We start from the raw sequence: 15594 nt of genomic DNA, 5'->3' as shown, positions 1-15594 counted from the left end.
CGCGGTCGGCCCAACCGCGTCGCCCGCGGCGGCGCCCGCCGGCCGTCTCGAACCGGGGGGTCCTAGGCCTTGAGTCCTGGGCCCCCCGGTCTGAGAGCATGGAGGGCGTGAAAGAGATCCGGCGCGGCACGCTTCAGACGCAGACCTTCTACGAGCAGGTCGGCGGGGAGGAGACCTTCCGCCGCCTCGTCCACCGTTTCTACGAAGGGGTCGCCGAGGACCCGCTGCTGCGGCCCATGTACCCCGAGGAGGACCTGGGCCCGGCCGAGGAGCGCCTCACCCTGTTCCTGATCCAGTACTGGGGCGGCCCGACCACGTACAGCGAAAACCGCGGCCATCCACGTCTGCGGATGCGGCACGTCCCCTTCACCGTGAACCGCGCGGCACACGACGCCTGGCTGAAGCACATGCGGGACGCCGTCGACTCCCTCGGTCTGTCCGAGGAGCATGAGCACACCTTGTGGAACTACCTGGAGTACGCGGCCGCCTCGATGGTGAACACACCGGACTAGGACGGGCCTGGGCCGGACCTGGACCGGACCTGTCGGTCGTCCGTCAGCCTCCGGATTCCGGTCGCCCCGATGACGACCACCGACGGCGTGGAGGTGCAAGCCCTCCAGGGGCGACCGGCGGCCTTCCTGCCCTCGGTCGCGCTCAGCGCACGCTGACGTCCAGCGCGCCAAGTCCCGCCCTGCGTACGGCGATCGAGCCGTACGGCGTGCGCAGCCTCAGCCACGCGCCCGACGAGATCAGCGCCGGCGCTCCCGCGCTCCCCGTGGGCCGCAGGAACCCCAGCGACTGTGCCGCGTGCACGGCCCGCACCGGCAGACCGGTCGTGCCGACCGTCCGGGACCAGATCTCCCGCCCGATCCGGTCCAACTCGGCCCGCGTACGCTGCTCTTCGGCCAACTCCCGCGTACGGGAACGGAATTCGGCGACCCCTGCGGCGACCATGGCCCGCAGTTCGTCCGGTTCCGGCAGTCCGGGCTCGGGCCGCCAGCCGCCGCGCGGCGGCAGCACGCCGGCCCACGGCGGGCCGGTGACCGGGGCGGGCACCACGGCCGTGCCCGCCGACTCGTCGACGGACTCCAGAAGCTCCCCCGCGGACACGGTCACGTCCAGCGTGACGTCGAGCCCGTTCTCGTACGGCTTGTCGAGCCGCACCGCACGGATCGCCAGCACCTCGAAGGACGGTGGCCGCCCGAAGACGGCGAGCGCGGTCCCGGCCGCCTGGAGACGCACGGCGGCTCCACGGTCGTAATGAATCAGCCGGGAGAGGAAGGCCGCGAGGTCCGCGGCCTCCCCCTCGTCGGCGAGGTGGAGCACCGTCATGCGGCGACGGCCTCCCCCTCGACGTCGTCCCGGTACTCCTCCAGGAACTCACGTTCCTCCGCGGTGATCCGCCGCGGACGCTGCGCCTCGAAGTCGAAGGGCACTATCACCGTCGAGGCCTGCACGTAGACCTGGTCCGGGTCCTTGACCTCGTAGGTGAGCGTGAAGGAGGCCGCCCTGATCTGGGTGACCCACAGTTCGATGTCCACGGGCGCGTGCCGGTGGACGAGCTGTCGCTTGTAGTCGATCTCGTGGCGCGCCACCACCGACCCCTGCTGGAAGTCCTTGTCCGGGCGGAACAGGAAGTCGATACGGGCTTCCTCCAGGTAGCGGAGGAAGACCACGTTGTTGACGTGCCCGTAGGCGTCCATGTCCGCCCAGCGCAGCGGGCAGCGGTAGATGTGCCGCAAGATCGATCAGCCCCGGGTCAGCTTCTTGTAGGTGGCACGGTGCGGACGTGCGGCGTCCGCACCGAGCCGGTCGATCTTGTTCTTCTCGTACGACTCGAAGTTGCCCTCGAACCAGAACCACTTGGACTCGCCCTCGTAGGCGAGGATGTGCGTGGCGACCCTGTCTAGGAACCACCGGTCGTGGGAGACGACCACGGCGCAGCCCGGGAACTCCAGCAGCGCGTTCTCGAGGCTCGACAGGGTCTCGACGTCGAGGTCGTTGGTCGGCTCGTCGAGGAGCAGCAGGTTGCCGCCCTGCTTGAGGGTGAGCGCGAGGTTGAGGCGGTTGCGCTCACCACCGGAGAGCACACCGGCCGGCTTCTGCTGGTCCGGGCCCTTGAAGCCGAAGGCGGAGACGTACGCCCGGGAGGGCATCTCCACCTGACCGACGTTGATGTAGTCCAGCTCGTCGGAGACGACCGCCCACAGGGTCTTCTTCGGGTCGATGTTCTCGCGGCCCTGGTCGACGTACGCGATCTTGACGGTGTCGCCGACCTTGATCGAGCCGGAGTCCGGCGTCTCCAGGCCCTGGATCATCTTGAAGAGGGTGGTCTTGCCGGCGCCGTTGGGACCGATCACGCCCACGATGCCGTTGCGCGGCAGCGTGAAGCTCAGGTCCTCGATGAGGACCTTCTCCCCGAAGGCCTTGGAGAGGTTGTTCACCTCGACCACGATGGAGCCCAGGCGCGGGCCCGGCGGGATCTGGATCTCCTCGAAGTCCAGCTTCCGCATCTTGTCCGCCTCGGCGGCCATCTCCTCGTACCGCGCGAGGCGGGACTTGGACTTGGCCTGGCGCCCCTTGGCGTTGGACCGCACCCACTCGAGCTCTTCCTTCAGACGCTTCGCACGCTTGGCGTCCTTCTGGCCCTCGACCTTGAGACGGGTCTGCTTGGTCTCCAGGTAGGTGGAGTAGTTGCCCTCGTAGCCGATGGCGCGACCGCGGTCGAGCTCCAGGATCCAGCCGGCGACGTTGTCGAGGAAGTACCGGTCGTGGGTGACGGCTACGACGGTGCCGGGGTACTTCGCGAGGTGCTGCTCCAGCCACTGCACGGACTCGGCGTCCAGGTGGTTGGTGGGCTCGTCGAGCAGCAGCAGGTCAGGGGCCTCGATCAGCAGCTTGCAGAGCGCGACGCGGCGGCGCTCACCACCGGAGAGGTTGGTGACCGGCCAGTCGCCGGGCGGGCAGCCGAGGGCGTCCATGGCTTGTTCGAGCTGGGTGTCCAGGTCCCACGCGTTGGCGTGGTCCAGGTCCTCCTGGAGCTTGCCCATCTCGTCCATGAGCGCGTCCGAGTAGTCGGTCGCCATCAGCTCGGCGACCTCGTTGAAGCGCTTGAGCTTGCCCATGATCTCGGCGGCGCCGTCCTGCACGTTCTCCAGGACCGTCTTGGACTCGTCCAGCGGCGGCTCCTGCTGGAGCATGCCGACCGTGTAGCCGGGCGACAGGAACGCGTCACCGTTGGACGGCTGCTCGAGACCGGCCATGATCTTGAGAACGGTGGACTTACCGGCACCGTTCGGACCGACCACACCGATCTTCGCGCCGGGAAGGAAGCTCAGCGTCACATCGTCAAGGATCACCTTGTCGCCGTGCGCCTTGCGCGTCTTGCGCATGGTGTAAATGTACTCAGCCAAGAGAAACCGTCCGGCAGCTTGAAATCTGGCAGTGGGCAGATACACCCCATCTTGCCCGACCGCCACCCCTGGGTCCTAACCCGTATGGGCGGGGGGCTGTGAGCTGGGGGTTCGCCGACGACCGTGGTAGCCCGACCGTCACTGTCGGTCGTCATCGGTCGGTCTCGGGCACCCTCGCACGGCCCACAGACGGCCCAGCCGGGGCTGCCGCTCCCCCACCGCGCCGGGCTATCGTGCCGCCGTGACAAGCGCAGCGGAGCGCCCTCTCCTCTTCCTCGACGTCGATGGTCCACTGATCCCGTTCGGGTCGTCGTCCGCTCACTCACAGCCAGCTACGGCTGACGTCTCGACGCCTGTTGATCAGGGGAACCCCCTGCTGACGCGGCTTGACCCTGGGATCGGCGCGCGGCTCGTGGCTCTGGGCTGCCACCTCATATGGGCCTCGACCTGGATGGAGGAAGCCAACGAGACTGTCGCCCCACGCATCGGACTGCCGAAGCTGCCTTTGGTGGAGTGGCCGGACGTCTGTGCTGAGGAAGGGCCGCGCGGCCTGCACTGGAAAACCCGTCCCCTTGTCGAGCGGGCCAACGGCCGACCGTTCATCTGGGTCGACGACGAGATCAGCGCGATGGATCGTCAGTGGGTCGCCGCCAGCCACTCTGGGCCGTCACTGCTTCATCACGTCGACCCGACCAAAGGCCTCCAAGACGCCGATTTCTCCGCGCTCGCCGGTTGGCTTCGCTCCCTCGTGCCGAGATGAGCAGCGCTTTAGGAGTTCGATCGGTGTTCCGTCCGGCCGTAGGGTCCTGAACTGGTGTGGTCCACCCAGAGACGTACAAGTGTGCTGGCGTCCGGCGTCGTTGATGTCACCCGTGGATGTCAGACAGCCGCTCAGGTCGGCGGCCAACTAAGGCCTACCCGTGGGCAGAATGGCGCCATGGACGCTGGACTCACTGCACTGCTCGGCGCCGCCGTGGGCTCACTCGCCACCCTTGGCTCCGCGATGGTCACCGGGCGTGTGGCTGCACGCTCGCAGTTCAGCCAGTTGCGTCGCCAGCACCGCCGGGACGCCTACGCGAACTACCTGGGAGCGGTGTACGACCGCGATGTCGCCTTGGACGCCGTACGCGACGCGCTCCAAGCAAACCAGCCGGAACTGCGGGAAGTTGACGAGAGGATGGAGCGCTTCGCGGCCCAGGTCCGTGGAGTTCACAGGGCTGCCGAGTTCGTCATCCTCGAAGGTCCACCGTCCGTGGTGGAGGCGCTCTACCGTGTGGTCCACGCTGCCGACGATCTCGCCGAGGTCATGCGGCGGATGGTGTGTGATGCCCACGCTGGTGACACCTCCCCCAAAGCCGCGGACACCGCGCTCGCCGCTGAGCGGGAGCACCTGCTGCACCAGGCCGTCAAAGGCCTCCGGGCGGCGGCCGCCGACGTTCTCGGCGACAGCCGGATACGCATCTAGAAATCGGTAGGTCGGTGGACTCTTACCGCGAGTCAAGTCATCGCCTGATCTGCGCGCCCCTCGATGCGAACTACGGGCGGGACGGTCGCTGAGGCCTACTCGGCAGGTCAGTCGGCCGTCGGAGGCTGGTGGCGGACGGTCACGGTTGCCGTGGTTGCTGTACTTCCTTGCTGTACAGCTCGCTTCGCAGCCGCGTTCTGGACATGAGCCTCACGCCGCAGCCGACGCTCATAGTCCGCGATCTGTCGAGGTACGGGCCTGCTAGTTACAGCTCGAACAAGCCGCTCGTTCTCTCGATCCACCAAGAACGGGCCATTTCCACCGAGTGTTGGCCGCTGGCCGACGGGGCGACCGATGTCCTGTCGCGCGCACCAGTAGAAAACCCAACCGAAAGACACGGGTTCAACCTTGGAGATCGCAAGCTCCAGGCTTTCGGTCCGTACGAGCTCCGCCAGCACGAGCCCTCGTGCTTCGTCTTCAGTGAGCATCTGCCAAGCGTCTCAGAGGGGGTGGCGTGCTTATATCTGCTCGTCTCGAAGAAAGCGCCGCCGCGCTCGGATCCTGGAGCACCAGCTCGGAAGATCGCGTATGCAGATGGCAGCTGACCTGGCGGGATGCTGTCCTGCATGTTCTCGGCGTGCTTCCCGACGTTCCCCGTTGCTTCCCGCCTGGTGCCGCTCCATCGGGCCCGCAGGGGACACCCCCTAGCGCCCAAGTTCGGGATGCTCTTCAGGGGCCGGAAGTTCCGCGGTCTCAGGTGCCTTCTGTGATTCTGGTTCGGCCGTGCGTTTGTTGGCGAGTGCTTGAGCAGCAATGGCTGTGTCGAGCATCTCGCGATGCTGGAGCGCCTGACGCTTCCGGTTGCGGTCGCTACGCCAGACCAGCCGGTAAGGGACTAGGAGGATCCCCCACAAGAGGTACCAGGCCGTGATGAAGGTCCAGGCCAGGAGCAGCGAGACGCCCACCGCCAGGACAAGCAGGCCGTCGAGCAAGGCTTGCAGGGTGCCCTTCCACCACGGGCCGACGACAGCGCTCAAGGCAAGGGCCCGGTGCGGCTCCGTGAGTCGCAAGATCCGCTTGGTTGAACCAGTGAATGACAGTGGAGCTTGGACGATCACGCGCTCACTTTGAAGCTCCATTGGGGCGGTGCTCATGTTAACCGCCTCCTTTGGGATATTTTACGTTCTTGTCATGCATTAGAGCGTTTAATCCCTTTGCGGGTGCGCGCGGTGTGGGGCCAACAGGCTCCACTGCCGTTCGCCTCCGCTCGCCCACGCGGTCGGCGTACCGACTTTGGTGCGAGTGATCATGGTTATCTGTCGGCAGCTGCCTCGCCTGCTCTACCCCCCTCTCCCCAGCTCCCATCCCGTCCGCCGTTGACCCACACACCGTGGAGCGGGCGTGGTTCATGGCGTCGAGGTGGAGCGCGCCACTGTACGAACGACCTGGACGCCATGGGCCGCGTCTGCTCGGCTCTGCGTGGGTCGATGCCAGACGGGATGGGAGCCCCCCGCGCACACAACTACGGACCCGCGGCCGCGAACGGCGCCCCCCTGAACCGCTTCCTGACCCCTGACGACCTGGTGGACATGTTCGAGCTGCCCAGCGTCGAGACGGTCTACCAGTGGCGCCGCAAGCGCACCGGTCCCCGCGGCCTTCCGCGTCGGCCGGCGTCTGCGCTTCGACCCGAACGACGTACGCGCATGGGTGGGCTCGCAGCTTGGGTAGGCCGCCTGAGGCCGGACACGTCCAAGACCGTTGGGTCCGGATTGAGGTTGGCCCGGATGGCAAGACCCGCAAGGTCAGGACTGATCGTCACGGTCTGGGCATGCGCTACCGGGCTCGGTACGTCGCCCCCGATGGCACCGAGAAGTCGAAGAGCTTCCCCGACAGGCAGAAGCGTTTGGCAGACGCCTGGCTGAGCAATACCGAAGCGGACATGGCGCGCGGGCAGTACATCGACCCGAGGGCGGCCCGCGTCACCTTCCGCGAATACACGGAACGATGGATCGCCGCCCTCACGACCGATCTCACTAGCCGGGCCGCCGTGGAAGGCCGGTTGCGTCTTCATGCCCTGCCGTACCTCGGCGCTCGCCCCATCGGCTCGTTCCAGCCTGAGCACATCCGCGACTGGAACCGCCAGCTCGAAGAAGCCGTAACGTCGAGCCAGTACCGGCGCCTCATCTTCGACGCGGTCTCCTCCGTGCTCAACGCGGCGGTAGATGACCGCCTGCTGGCCTCGAACCCCTGCCGGGCCCGATCGGTCAAGGCTCCTCGTCCTGCGCCGACACGCGTCCATCCATGGTCCGCAGAGCAGGTATTCGGCGTGCGCGCTGCCCTACCGGACCGCTACCGGGCCATGGCCGATCTGGGCGCTGGCTGCGGATTGCGGCAGGGCGAGATCTTCGGCCTGGCCGTCGACAACATCGGGGACCTCGGCTGGATCTATGTCCGTCAGCAGGTCAAGAAGGTGCGCGGCACACTCGTCTTCGCCCCTCCCAAACGCGGCAAGCTCCGTGACGTACCCCTCGACCCCGAGGTGTCGGCCGCGCTGCACGAGCACATGGAGCGCTTCCCGCCCGTGGAGGTGACCTTGCCCTGGCTGACCCCGACCGGCCCCAAGGTCACGCATCGGCTCGTCTTCACGAGCGGCATCGGCGCGGCCATCTGGAGCCAAGGGTTCAATGACCAATCCTCGAAGCCCGCGTTGGCTTCCGCCGGCATCATCCCGGCCCCCGAGCAAGGGCAGCGCTACGCGGCGGCCCGCGAGCACGGCATGCACGCCCTGCGGCACTTCTACGCCTCGGTTCTCCTGGACGCCGGGGAGAACATCAAGGCGCTGAGCCTGTACCTCGGTCACAGCGATCCGGGGTTCACGCTCCGCGTCTATACGCACCTGATGCCGAGTAGTGAGACTCGGACGCGAAAGGCCATCAGTGCCATGTACCGAGCCGCTGGATACGCCCATGGCCGCACAGGTGCCACGCAAGCGGCCTGAGACGGTCCTCGCCAGCGCGGCATCTGTTGACGAGAACCCCATCCTGATGCGAGCAAGATCGGCCACCCTCTGCACTCCCGGCGCAAGAAACGGCGCGTTTATGGAAGTTAGAGGCTGGAAGTGCGCCGTTGCACCCCTTAGCGCCGATCAGACCTATTTATCCAACAAGTCCCGCCTGATGAGATATCTCTCGAACTCACACGGGAGTTCGCGTTCGTCTGGGGGGCTGATCATGACAAGCAAACGTGTAGCAGCCGTCACGGCCACTGTCGGCGGGCTGCTCCTCTGGGGCCTGAATGCCCCCACGGCAGAGGCTTCATCAACTGTCTGCAAAGCCGCACGGGACGTACAGGCAGTGTGCATGACCATCGGCGGCGAGGACGGCCACGTAGTGAACGTGTCCATTAGCGGAATCAGTTACAGCACCAAAGCGATCTGCGACTACTCGGCGTCCATCCGCACCAGCATCCCGGGAGTCATGGGCCCGTATCCAGTCTGGAGTGAGGTAACCGGCCCCCTGGTCTGCTCGCTGGGACTCGCGGACATCAACATCCACATCGACCGTACGTTCCCGACTCCCAGCTACGTCTGCGGTCGGTTCTTCATCGCAGGGCAGGAACAGACGGCGGAGCAGTGCATCAAACTGACTGAGTCGAAGTGGCCATGGCCCTGGTAGTCCGGCCTACGCACCAACGCGACGCACGCTCCGCGCGTTTTACGCTCGACGGCCCAGAGACGGCCCAAGCCGCCTGACACGGCCCCTCGTCAGTGGGAAACCCGCTGGTGAGGGGCCTTTTCATGCCCTCTCGCGGCAAGTAACACCCCATCTTGCCGACCGCCACCCCGTGGGTCCTAACCCGTATGGGCGGGGGGCTGTGAGCTGGGGGTTCGCCGACGACCGTGGTAGCCCGACCGTCACTGTCGGTCGTCGTCGAGTGGCCGCGAGGTGCCTGGGACGGCCCAGGACGGTCCGGCTCGCGGGCCGGACGGGGCGGTGGCGGGGACTCGCCCCAGCCCCACGGCCCCGCCCGAAGCCGCCGTTCGTGATCGTCCGGCGCTCAGCCCTGTTCCTGCTTCCTGCGTACGACGATCAGCGCCGCGCCGCCGAGTACGACCAGGGCGATGGCGACACCCACGATCACCGGGGTCGCGGCGGTGCCGCCGGTCGCGGCGAGGTTCACGTCCGCCGCGGTGCCGCCCACCGTCGCGGGGCTCGGCTCGCTGAGGGTCTGTGTGACGTCGCCGGCCGCACTGCCCTGTGTCCGGCAGTCGAGGACACCGGCGAACCGCTTCTTGAAGCCGCCCGCCTCGATCGTGAAGTCGTACGCCTGGTCCTCCTGGAGCGGGACCGTCAGCGTGCGGGACTCACCCGCCGCGATGGTGTACTCGGTGCCCAGCAACTCGAAGGCGAACGGCTCGTCGCCCTCGTTGCCCGCGGTGAGGTCCAGGCCGTTCTTGGTGCAGTTCTTCGCCGCGGAGAGCGCGGGTATCGCGCCCGTCGCGGCCCAACTCGCGCTCGCTGTCGCCGAGACCGTCGACTCGCTGGAGCCGGCCAGGATCTGCGTCTGGCTGCGGCTCTCGGAGGTGAAGGCACGGCCGACCGGGACTGTCGTGGAGGCCTGCACGGTCAGGTCGGCCGAGCCCGCCTGGGCGTCCTCGGGCACCTCGAAGAACAGCTGGCTGCCGTTGACCGCGGAGGTGACGTCCCGACCGTCCTTGCCGATGACCCGCACCCCGCTCGTGACGGCGTCCGCGGGCGGCGTCACCGTCACCGTGGCCGCGTTGGTGCGCACCGTCACCGGTCCCACCAGCGCGCCGGGGCGGCCGGAGACGGCGGGCGGGTCGAGCGTCAAAGACGCCGCGGGCTCCGCCACGTTCCTCGCGCTCTTCTCCAGATGGTCCGCGAGCTTCTCGGCCTGCGGGTCCACCGCGTCCACGTCCGCGCCGTCCGAGTAGCGCCAGATGGCCACCTGGGTGGCGGCTGCCGCGTCCTGCTCGGTGAGGCCGCTGCGGACGCCCGCCGAGGTGGCCAGCGCCGCGAGGTCGTTGACCTGCGGGTAGGAGTTCTGCAGGATCCAACGGATCTTGCCCGCGTTCTTGTTGGCGCCGAGCGAGGTGCCGCTCCACGGGGTCTCGTGGTACTTGGCCTCCCGCTGCGTGGGGTTGTGCAGGTCGACGCAGTACGTCTGCAGGGTGCCGCCGCCGTCGACGGACATCTCGAACAGGCCCGCCGAGACGGTCAGGTCACCGGACGCGTCGTGGATCACGGCGTCGCCGTACGTCTTCAGGCCGCCTATGGTGGCGGTCGCCCCGCCCTGGTTCTGGATCGTCTCGTCGGCCGACGCCGTACTGGCGCCGGCCATCACGCCGACGGCGACGAGACCGGACACCAGCGTCGCAGCGACGAGGCGGGCTGCGCCCCGCCTGCGCGGCGACGGCGCGAAGAACGAAGAAAACACAGAATTCCCCTTCGAGCAGGACCCGTTGACGTGGGGGGTTACGGTCCCACCTGCAGAATCAGAAGCCCCGAGAGCTACGTTCGGCATCCTAGGTACCCGGCGCACCACGCTTCCCGGTGATGCACTCGGACCACTGATCCGAATCGGAATCGTTATCGCCGACAGCGGATACGAACAGATTTTGTCGACAAATTCACCGGGACCACACGGTGCGTATTCGCCGATAAGCCGCAGTTCGGTCGGACGTAGAACGTCAGTGGGTGCGCCGTGGAGTCGCCTGGTACGCCCGTGGCGTCGCATCGCGTGGCCGTAGTGCCGTCCGGTGACGTCACGTCACGACCGCGGGCTCCGGTGGCCGTTGGGCGGCCGACTCGGCGGGAGGTGTCTCCCAGTTCGGTTCCAGCTGCTGCGGCCCGCCGACGCCGGCGACCACCGCCTCCCCTTGTTTGGCGCGCCGGAAAGCGGAGGTGCCGCGGGCCAGGTCGTGACCGATCGACAGCGCGTCGATGTCCGCGGAGGTCCAGCTCTGCCCCTCGCGCACTTCCGTACGCACCTTCAGCCTGCCCTGCACGACGACGGGATCGCCCACGTTGAGCGACGCCGCCGCGTTGGTGGCGAGCTGCCGATTGGCCCACACCGTGAAGAAGTTGGTGTGCCCGTCCGTCCAAGTGCCCTTCTCGCGATCCCAGTAGCGAGCGGTCACCGCCAGCCGGAACCGCGCCGACGCACCCGACGCCAGCTCCCGGTACACCGGCTGCGTCGCCACGTTCCCCACCGCGCAGAGCATCGTCTCGTTCATCCTGAACCCCTCCTTCACCCGGCCGCTCACGCCGGCCGGACACGCATACGGGCCCGTCCCGTACGGCTGCTTCCGTCTTCCGTCACGATCACGTCCGCCGTGATCGCGCGAAATCCAGACTGCCTCCGCCGGACCGAGCCCGCTGAGCGCTGTGCACCATCCCCCGCCTGTGGAAAACTCCGTCACCCGGACGAGGGACTTGAGCGTGGAAACGAAGGAGCGGGACTCACCTCGCCCCCGCGCTCACCCCCACGACCCGCCCGTACTGCTCCCGAACCTCCCGGTAACGCAGCAGTTCCGCCGCCACCGGGTCCAGGACCCGGGCCCGCCCGCACCCGGCCGCCGCCTCCCGCAGCCGCCGCTCGGCCTCCGCGCCGTACCGCCTGGCAGGCCCCCGAGCCGCGATCCGGCAGCTCCACTCGACGAGCGGGCCACCGATGATCCCGGCCACCATCAGCAGCACCGGCACCCCGAGGTTCGGCGCCATGAGACCGAGAATCTGGCCCAACAGCCACAGCCCGCCCACGACCTGGAGGATCGTCATCGACGCCTGCGCCAGCACGGCCGCGGGCCACCAGCCCGGCCGCGGCGGCCGCCCCGGCGGCAGCCCGGCCCGCGCCGCCAGCTCGTCCAACGCCTCGGACAACCCCTGTGAGCCACGTACGGCCGCCTCCCGCACCGCCTGCGCCCACGGCGTCGGCAGCCCGCTCGACGCCCGGTCGGCGAGCGTCCGTACCGCCTGCTCGACCTGCTGACGCGCCGTGGCCTCCTCATCCGCCTGGGCGCGCAACGGCAGCCGTCTGGTGGGCAGTTCACGCCGGTCCTCGTACCAGCGCCACAGCCGCAGCCAGGGCGTTCCGCACGCGCGGTTGGCGTTGCGTTGCCACGCCCGCTCGGCCGCCTCGCCCGCCGCGGTGGCGCCCACCGCGTCCGCGAGCTGCGCGGCGAACTCGTCCCGCGCCTCCTCGCTCAGCCCGGTTCGGCGCCCGGTGGCGTAGACAGGGCGCAGCCGACTCGCGGCGGCGTCCACGTCGGCGGAGATCCGGCGTGCCGCGGCCCCGCGCTCCGTCACGAACTGGCCGAGTGTCTCCCGCAGTTCATCGACGCCGTCCCCGGTGAGCGCGGACAGTGCGAGTACGGTCGCACCCGGCTCACCGTGCTCGCCGAGCGCGATCCCGTCCTCGTCGAGCAGTCGCCGCAGGTCGTCGAGGACCTGCTCGGTGGCTTCCCCGGGCAGCCGGTCGATCTGGTTGAGGACGACGAACATGACCTCCGCGTGGCCCGCCATGGGACGCAGATAGCGCTCGTGGAGGATCGCGTCGGCGTACTTCTCGGGGTCGACGACCCAGATCACCGCGTCGACGAGCTTCAGGATGCGGTCCACGTGCTCGCGGTGCTGCACGGCGGCCGAGTCGTGGTCGGGCAGGTCCACCAGGACCAGTCCGCGCAGTTGTGCCTCCGCCTGGGGGCTCTGCAGCGGGCGCCGCCGCAGCCGCCCCGGGATGCCGAGCCGGTCGATGAGGGGCGCCGCGCCGTCGCTCCAGCTGCACACGATCGGAGCGGCGGTGGTGGGCCGTCGTACGCCGGTCTCCGAAATGGTCACTCCGGCGAGCGTGTTGAACAGCTGCGACTTGCCGCTGCCCGTGGCGCCCGCGATGGCGACCACGGTGTGCTGCCCGGACAGCCGCCGCCGCGCCGCCGCCTCGTCCAGGACCCGGCCCGCCTCCGCCAGAGCCCGGCTGTCGAGCCGCGCGCGGGACAGCCCGACCAGCTCGCGCAGCGCGTCGAGCCGCGACCGCAGCGGCCCGTCGTACGCGAGCGGCGTCACGGGCTGCGGAGGGTGCGGCCTGGTCTCCGCGACGGGGACGTGCTGCGCGGCGGTCTCCTCGGTGACCCTCCGCGCGATCAGACCGTCGTCCCAGGCGCTCTCGGAGTCCGTGCGTGGGGAAGCGTCGTTGCCGGGGGAAGCGTCGTTTCCGGCGGAAGCGTTCGTGCGGGCGGAACCGTCCGCGTCGGCGGGAGTGTTCGTGCGGGCGGAAGGGTCTGTGCGGGCGGACGGATCCTCGCCGTTCGTCACGCGTGCGGGGCGGTCCGTGGCGGGCATCTCGGGCCCGCCGGACGTCCTGCTTGCGGGACCCTTGGCGTCCGCTGACTCATCGAGGGACTCGGCAGGTTCGGACCCGCCGCCGTCGGCGACTTTCTTCTGGTACCGGACCACGGATTCAGGACGCTCACCCGTGTCACCTGCGCGAACGGAGTAACCCGCACGCCCCAAGTCACCTGAGCCATTCGAGTCACCTGAGTCACCACTGCCACGGGAGTTACCACTGCCACAGGAGTCACCACTGCCACAGGGGTCACTACCGCCACCGGAGTCCCGGGCGTCACCCGAGTCCTGGGCGTGATCCGTGTGATCCGTGTGATCCGCGTGCTCCGTGTGGGCCCGGCTCCGGTCCCCGCCCCGGTCCCGGTCCCGACCCCGGTCCCGGCCCTGGCCCTGTTCCTGGTCCTGGTCTGTGACGGCAGCCACCGGTCACCTCTCCTTCTGCAGTACGGACAGCGCGGCGATGAGTTCGGCCTGGGTTTCGGGGTGGACGTCGAGCGCGTCGAGAGGGGCGAGACGGCGCTCGCGTTCCGTGTGCATGACCCGGTCGATGTGATCGGTGAGCAGCCGCCCGCCCCGGTCGCGCAGCCGCAGCGCCCCGTGCGCGCCGACCCGCTCGGCGAGCCCCTCGCCGGCCGAACGAGCCCTACGGCTGCCGAGCAGCACGGTGGCGACGAGGGCGGCGACCACCTCGGGATCCGGGGCGACACTGCGGTCGAGGTCGCGGATCTCCTCCTCGACGTACTCCTCCAACTCCCGCCGCCACCGCCGTACGGCCATCCCGATCCGGTGTTCGGCGCTCTCCGGGAACGGGTCCTGGTCGATCAGCTCGGCGGCGGCGCCCGCCGGTTCGCGCCGCCAGGCCTGGTCGATGCGCTCGTCGGCCGCGGTGACGGCACACTGCAGGAGGGCGGCCAGGCTCTCCACGAGCGCGTCGAGAAGCTCCGGGGCGGTGCAGTCGACCGGGAAGGCCCGCCAGCGCTTCAACGCCTTACCGGCGAGCACGGCACCGGCCTGGAGACGACCCTTCACGCGCCCGTGCTCGTTGTCGTACGCCCCCTCGACGGCGGCGGTCAGCCGCAGCGCGGCCGCGTGCTGGGCGGCGGCCGCGGCGGCCAGCTCGGGCATCCGGGACTTGAGCGAGTCGAGGACGCCGTGCACGGTACGGGCCAGGGACTGCTGCCGGGCTGCCGGGTCCTGCGCCTGATGGACGAGCCAGGTCCGCAGCGAGGCCACGGCGGTGGCCGGCAGCAGTCCGCCTCCCCAGGCGGACTCGGGCAGTTCGGGCACGGTGAAGCGGGGCACGGCGCCGAGTCCGGCCTTGGTGAGCAACGCGCCGTACTGTCGTGACACCTCCGAGACGACCTGGTGGGGCACCCGGTCGAGGACGGTGACGAGGGTGACGTCGTACTCCTTGGCGGCGCGCAGCAGATGCCAGGGCACCGCGTCGGCGTACCGGGCAGCCGTGGTGACCATGATCCAGATGTCGGCCGCGCAGATCAGTTCCGCGGCGAGGACGCGGTTGTCGGCGATGAGGGAGTCGACGTCGGGCACGTCGAGGAGGGCAAGGCCCGGCGGCAGGGTGTCGGCGGTCTCGATCCGCAGCACGCGCGCGGGATTCTCACCGGGCAGCAGGAGATCGTCCCCCGACTCCTGATGCGGCACCCACACGCGTGTGAGGTCGGGCAGCACGCGCATCCCGCTGAACCAGTGATGGTCCTCCGGACGGCACACCAGCACGGGAGTCCGCGTGGTCGGCCGGAGTACGCCCGCCTCACTGACCCGCCGCCCGACGAGGGAATTGACCAGCGTCGACTTCCCGGCGCCGGTGGAACCCCCCACCACGGCCAGGAGGGGCGCCTCGGGCTCTCTCAGCCGGGGCACCAGATAGTCGTCGAGTTGGGCGAGCAGTTCGTCGCGGTTGGCACGCGCGCGTGGGGCGCCCGCCAGGGGTAGCGGAAAGCGCGCGGCGGCGACACGGTCGCGCAGGGCGGAGAGTGCGTCGAGCAGCTGAGGCCGTACGTCCAAGGTCACCACATGCGAAGAATGCCCAATTTTAGGGGAATTCTGAAGCATATGCGCATGTCTGCGCGCCGACAGGACACAAGGGATGGAAGGGACGACTGGGACGCGGGCACAGTCCAGGCATAACGAGTGCACAACACCCGGTGCGCAACGGGCCAAAAGCGGTGCACGATTCGTACCTGCCTGCGATTATCAGGACCGCTTCACCGAACCTCCACATCGAGCCACGGAGGCGAAGCAACAGGGACAAGGACGCGGGAGCCCTATCCTTGTCCCCGGCGACGTCACGGAACGCCCCACACCCGGGCACCCATGACAGAGGCCACCACAC

Annotated in this window: 13 protein-coding genes and 1 pseudogene; 6 read left to right on the top strand and 8 right to left on the bottom strand. The window is 68.9% G+C overall.

What is annotated here, in order from left to right; translation table 11 throughout:
- Positions 1-98 precede the first annotated feature (98 nt).
- The gene (locus tag ACFYRY_RS08870; protein ID WP_389141675.1) at positions 99-512 is read left to right on the top strand and encodes a globin; all 414 of its coding nucleotides are present in this window, start codon (positions 99-101) and stop codon (positions 510-512) included.
- A 142-nt stretch (positions 513-654) separates the two neighbouring features.
- Here the strand turns inward: ACFYRY_RS08870 and ACFYRY_RS08865 are convergent, their stop codons facing one another.
- Genes ACFYRY_RS08865 through ettA form a run of 3 tightly spaced genes read right to left on the bottom strand, consistent with a single transcriptional unit; the run spans position 655 to position 3413 of the window.
- A complete protein-coding gene (locus tag ACFYRY_RS08865) occupies positions 655-1332 on the bottom strand; it encodes a hypothetical protein (RefSeq protein WP_389141673.1) in 678 nt (225 codons plus the stop codon).
- The gene (locus tag ACFYRY_RS08860) at positions 1329-1742 is read right to left on the bottom strand and encodes an acyl-CoA thioesterase (protein ID WP_389141671.1); all 414 of its coding nucleotides are present in this window, start codon (positions 1740-1742) and stop codon (positions 1329-1331) included. The genes ACFYRY_RS08865 and ACFYRY_RS08860 overlap by 4 nt, the downstream gene beginning before the upstream one ends.
- Positions 1743-1748: 6 nt before the next feature.
- On the bottom strand, positions 1749-3413 hold the full coding sequence (ettA, locus tag ACFYRY_RS08855) for an energy-dependent translational throttle protein EttA (RefSeq protein WP_389141669.1): 1665 nt from the start codon (positions 3411-3413) through the stop codon (positions 1749-1751).
- 241 nt (positions 3414-3654) lie between these two features.
- On the opposite strand from ettA, the gene ACFYRY_RS08850 reads away from it, so the two are divergent.
- Both ACFYRY_RS08850 and ACFYRY_RS08845 read left to right on the top strand, forming a co-directional pair.
- Positions 3655-4173 (top strand): HAD domain-containing protein, encoded by a 519-nt coding sequence (locus ACFYRY_RS08850; protein WP_389141667.1) that lies wholly within the window; start codon positions 3655-3657, stop codon positions 4171-4173.
- 177 nt (positions 4174-4350) lie between these two features.
- Complete coding sequence (locus ACFYRY_RS08845; RefSeq protein WP_389141665.1) at positions 4351-4878, top strand: proline dehydrogenase; 528 nt, start codon at positions 4351-4353, stop codon at positions 4876-4878.
- 704 nt (positions 4879-5582) lie between these two features.
- Here ACFYRY_RS08845 and ACFYRY_RS08840 read toward each other — a convergent pair.
- The gene (locus ACFYRY_RS08840; RefSeq protein WP_389141663.1) at positions 5583-6032 is read right to left on the bottom strand and encodes a hypothetical protein; all 450 of its coding nucleotides are present in this window, start codon (positions 6030-6032) and stop codon (positions 5583-5585) included.
- Between the two features lie 345 nt (positions 6033-6377).
- Between ACFYRY_RS08840 and ACFYRY_RS08835 the strand changes: the two are divergent.
- The 3 genes and pseudogenes from ACFYRY_RS08835 to ACFYRY_RS08825 all read left to right on the top strand — a co-directional run bounded on the left by ACFYRY_RS08835 (position 6378) and on the right by ACFYRY_RS08825 (position 8552).
- Positions 6378-6606: pseudogene (locus ACFYRY_RS08835) on the top strand (helix-turn-helix transcriptional regulator).
- Between the two features lie 100 nt (positions 6607-6706).
- Positions 6707-7876: a tyrosine-type recombinase/integrase gene (locus tag ACFYRY_RS08830; RefSeq protein ID WP_389141661.1), complete on the top strand. Its 1170-nt coding sequence runs from the start codon at positions 6707-6709 to the stop codon at positions 7874-7876.
- Between the two features lie 232 nt (positions 7877-8108).
- The gene (locus ACFYRY_RS08825) at positions 8109-8552 is read left to right on the top strand and encodes a hypothetical protein (RefSeq protein ID WP_389141659.1); all 444 of its coding nucleotides are present in this window, start codon (positions 8109-8111) and stop codon (positions 8550-8552) included.
- 382 nt (positions 8553-8934) lie between these two features.
- On the opposite strand, the gene ACFYRY_RS08820 is transcribed toward ACFYRY_RS08825, so the two are convergent.
- The 4 genes from ACFYRY_RS08820 to ACFYRY_RS08805 form a co-directional block, all read right to left on the bottom strand.
- Complete coding sequence (locus ACFYRY_RS08820) at positions 8935-10335, bottom strand: Cys-Gln thioester bond-forming surface protein (protein WP_389141657.1); 1401 nt, start codon at positions 10333-10335, stop codon at positions 8935-8937.
- A 328-nt stretch (positions 10336-10663) separates the two neighbouring features.
- Positions 10664-11134, bottom strand: coding sequence for a single-stranded DNA-binding protein (locus ACFYRY_RS08815; RefSeq protein ID WP_389141655.1), 471 nt, complete (start codon positions 11132-11134; stop codon positions 10664-10666).
- A gap of 226 nt (positions 11135-11360) precedes the next feature.
- Positions 11361-13238, bottom strand: a complete 1878-nt coding sequence (locus ACFYRY_RS08810) for a GTPase (RefSeq protein WP_389141653.1) — start codon at positions 13236-13238, stop codon at positions 11361-11363.
- Positions 13239-13667: 429 nt separating this feature from the next.
- Positions 13668-15275, bottom strand: a complete 1608-nt coding sequence (locus ACFYRY_RS08805; RefSeq protein WP_389141651.1) for a dynamin family protein — start codon at positions 15273-15275, stop codon at positions 13668-13670.
- Positions 15276-15594 lie beyond the last annotated feature (319 nt).

The sequence above is a fragment of the Streptomyces sp. NPDC005263 genome, from assembly GCF_042872365.1.
GTDB lineage: Bacteria > Actinomycetota > Actinomycetes > Streptomycetales > Streptomycetaceae > Streptomyces.
The sequence above is the reverse complement of the archived record's forward strand: the minus strand, read 5'-3'. Positions and strand labels throughout refer to the sequence as shown.

Bases quoted from the DNA above. Each gene is read 5' to 3' on its own strand.
- ACFYRY_RS08870 (WP_389141675.1), top strand. From the start codon at position 99: ATGGAGGGCGTGAAAGAGATCCGGCGCGGCACGCTTCAGACGCAGACC.
- ACFYRY_RS08865 (WP_389141673.1), bottom strand. From the start codon at position 1,332: ATGACGGTGCTCCACCTCGCCGACGAGGGGGAGGCCGCGGACCTCGCG.
- ACFYRY_RS08845 (WP_389141665.1), top strand. From the start codon at position 4,351: ATGGACGCTGGACTCACTGCACTGCTCGGCGCCGCCGTGGGCTCACTC.
- ACFYRY_RS08840 (WP_389141663.1), bottom strand. From the start codon at position 6,032: ATGAGCACCGCCCCAATGGAGCTTCAAAGTGAGCGCGTGATCGTCCAA.
- ACFYRY_RS08830 (WP_389141661.1), top strand. From the start codon at position 6,707: ATGCGCTACCGGGCTCGGTACGTCGCCCCCGATGGCACCGAGAAGTCG.
- ACFYRY_RS08825 (WP_389141659.1), top strand. From the start codon at position 8,109: ATGACAAGCAAACGTGTAGCAGCCGTCACGGCCACTGTCGGCGGGCTG.
- ACFYRY_RS08815 (WP_389141655.1), bottom strand. From the start codon at position 11,134: ATGAACGAGACGATGCTCTGCGCGGTGGGGAACGTGGCGACGCAGCCG.
- ACFYRY_RS08810 (WP_389141653.1), bottom strand. From the start codon at position 13,238: ATGCCCGCCACGGACCGCCCCGCACGCGTGACGAACGGCGAGGATCCG.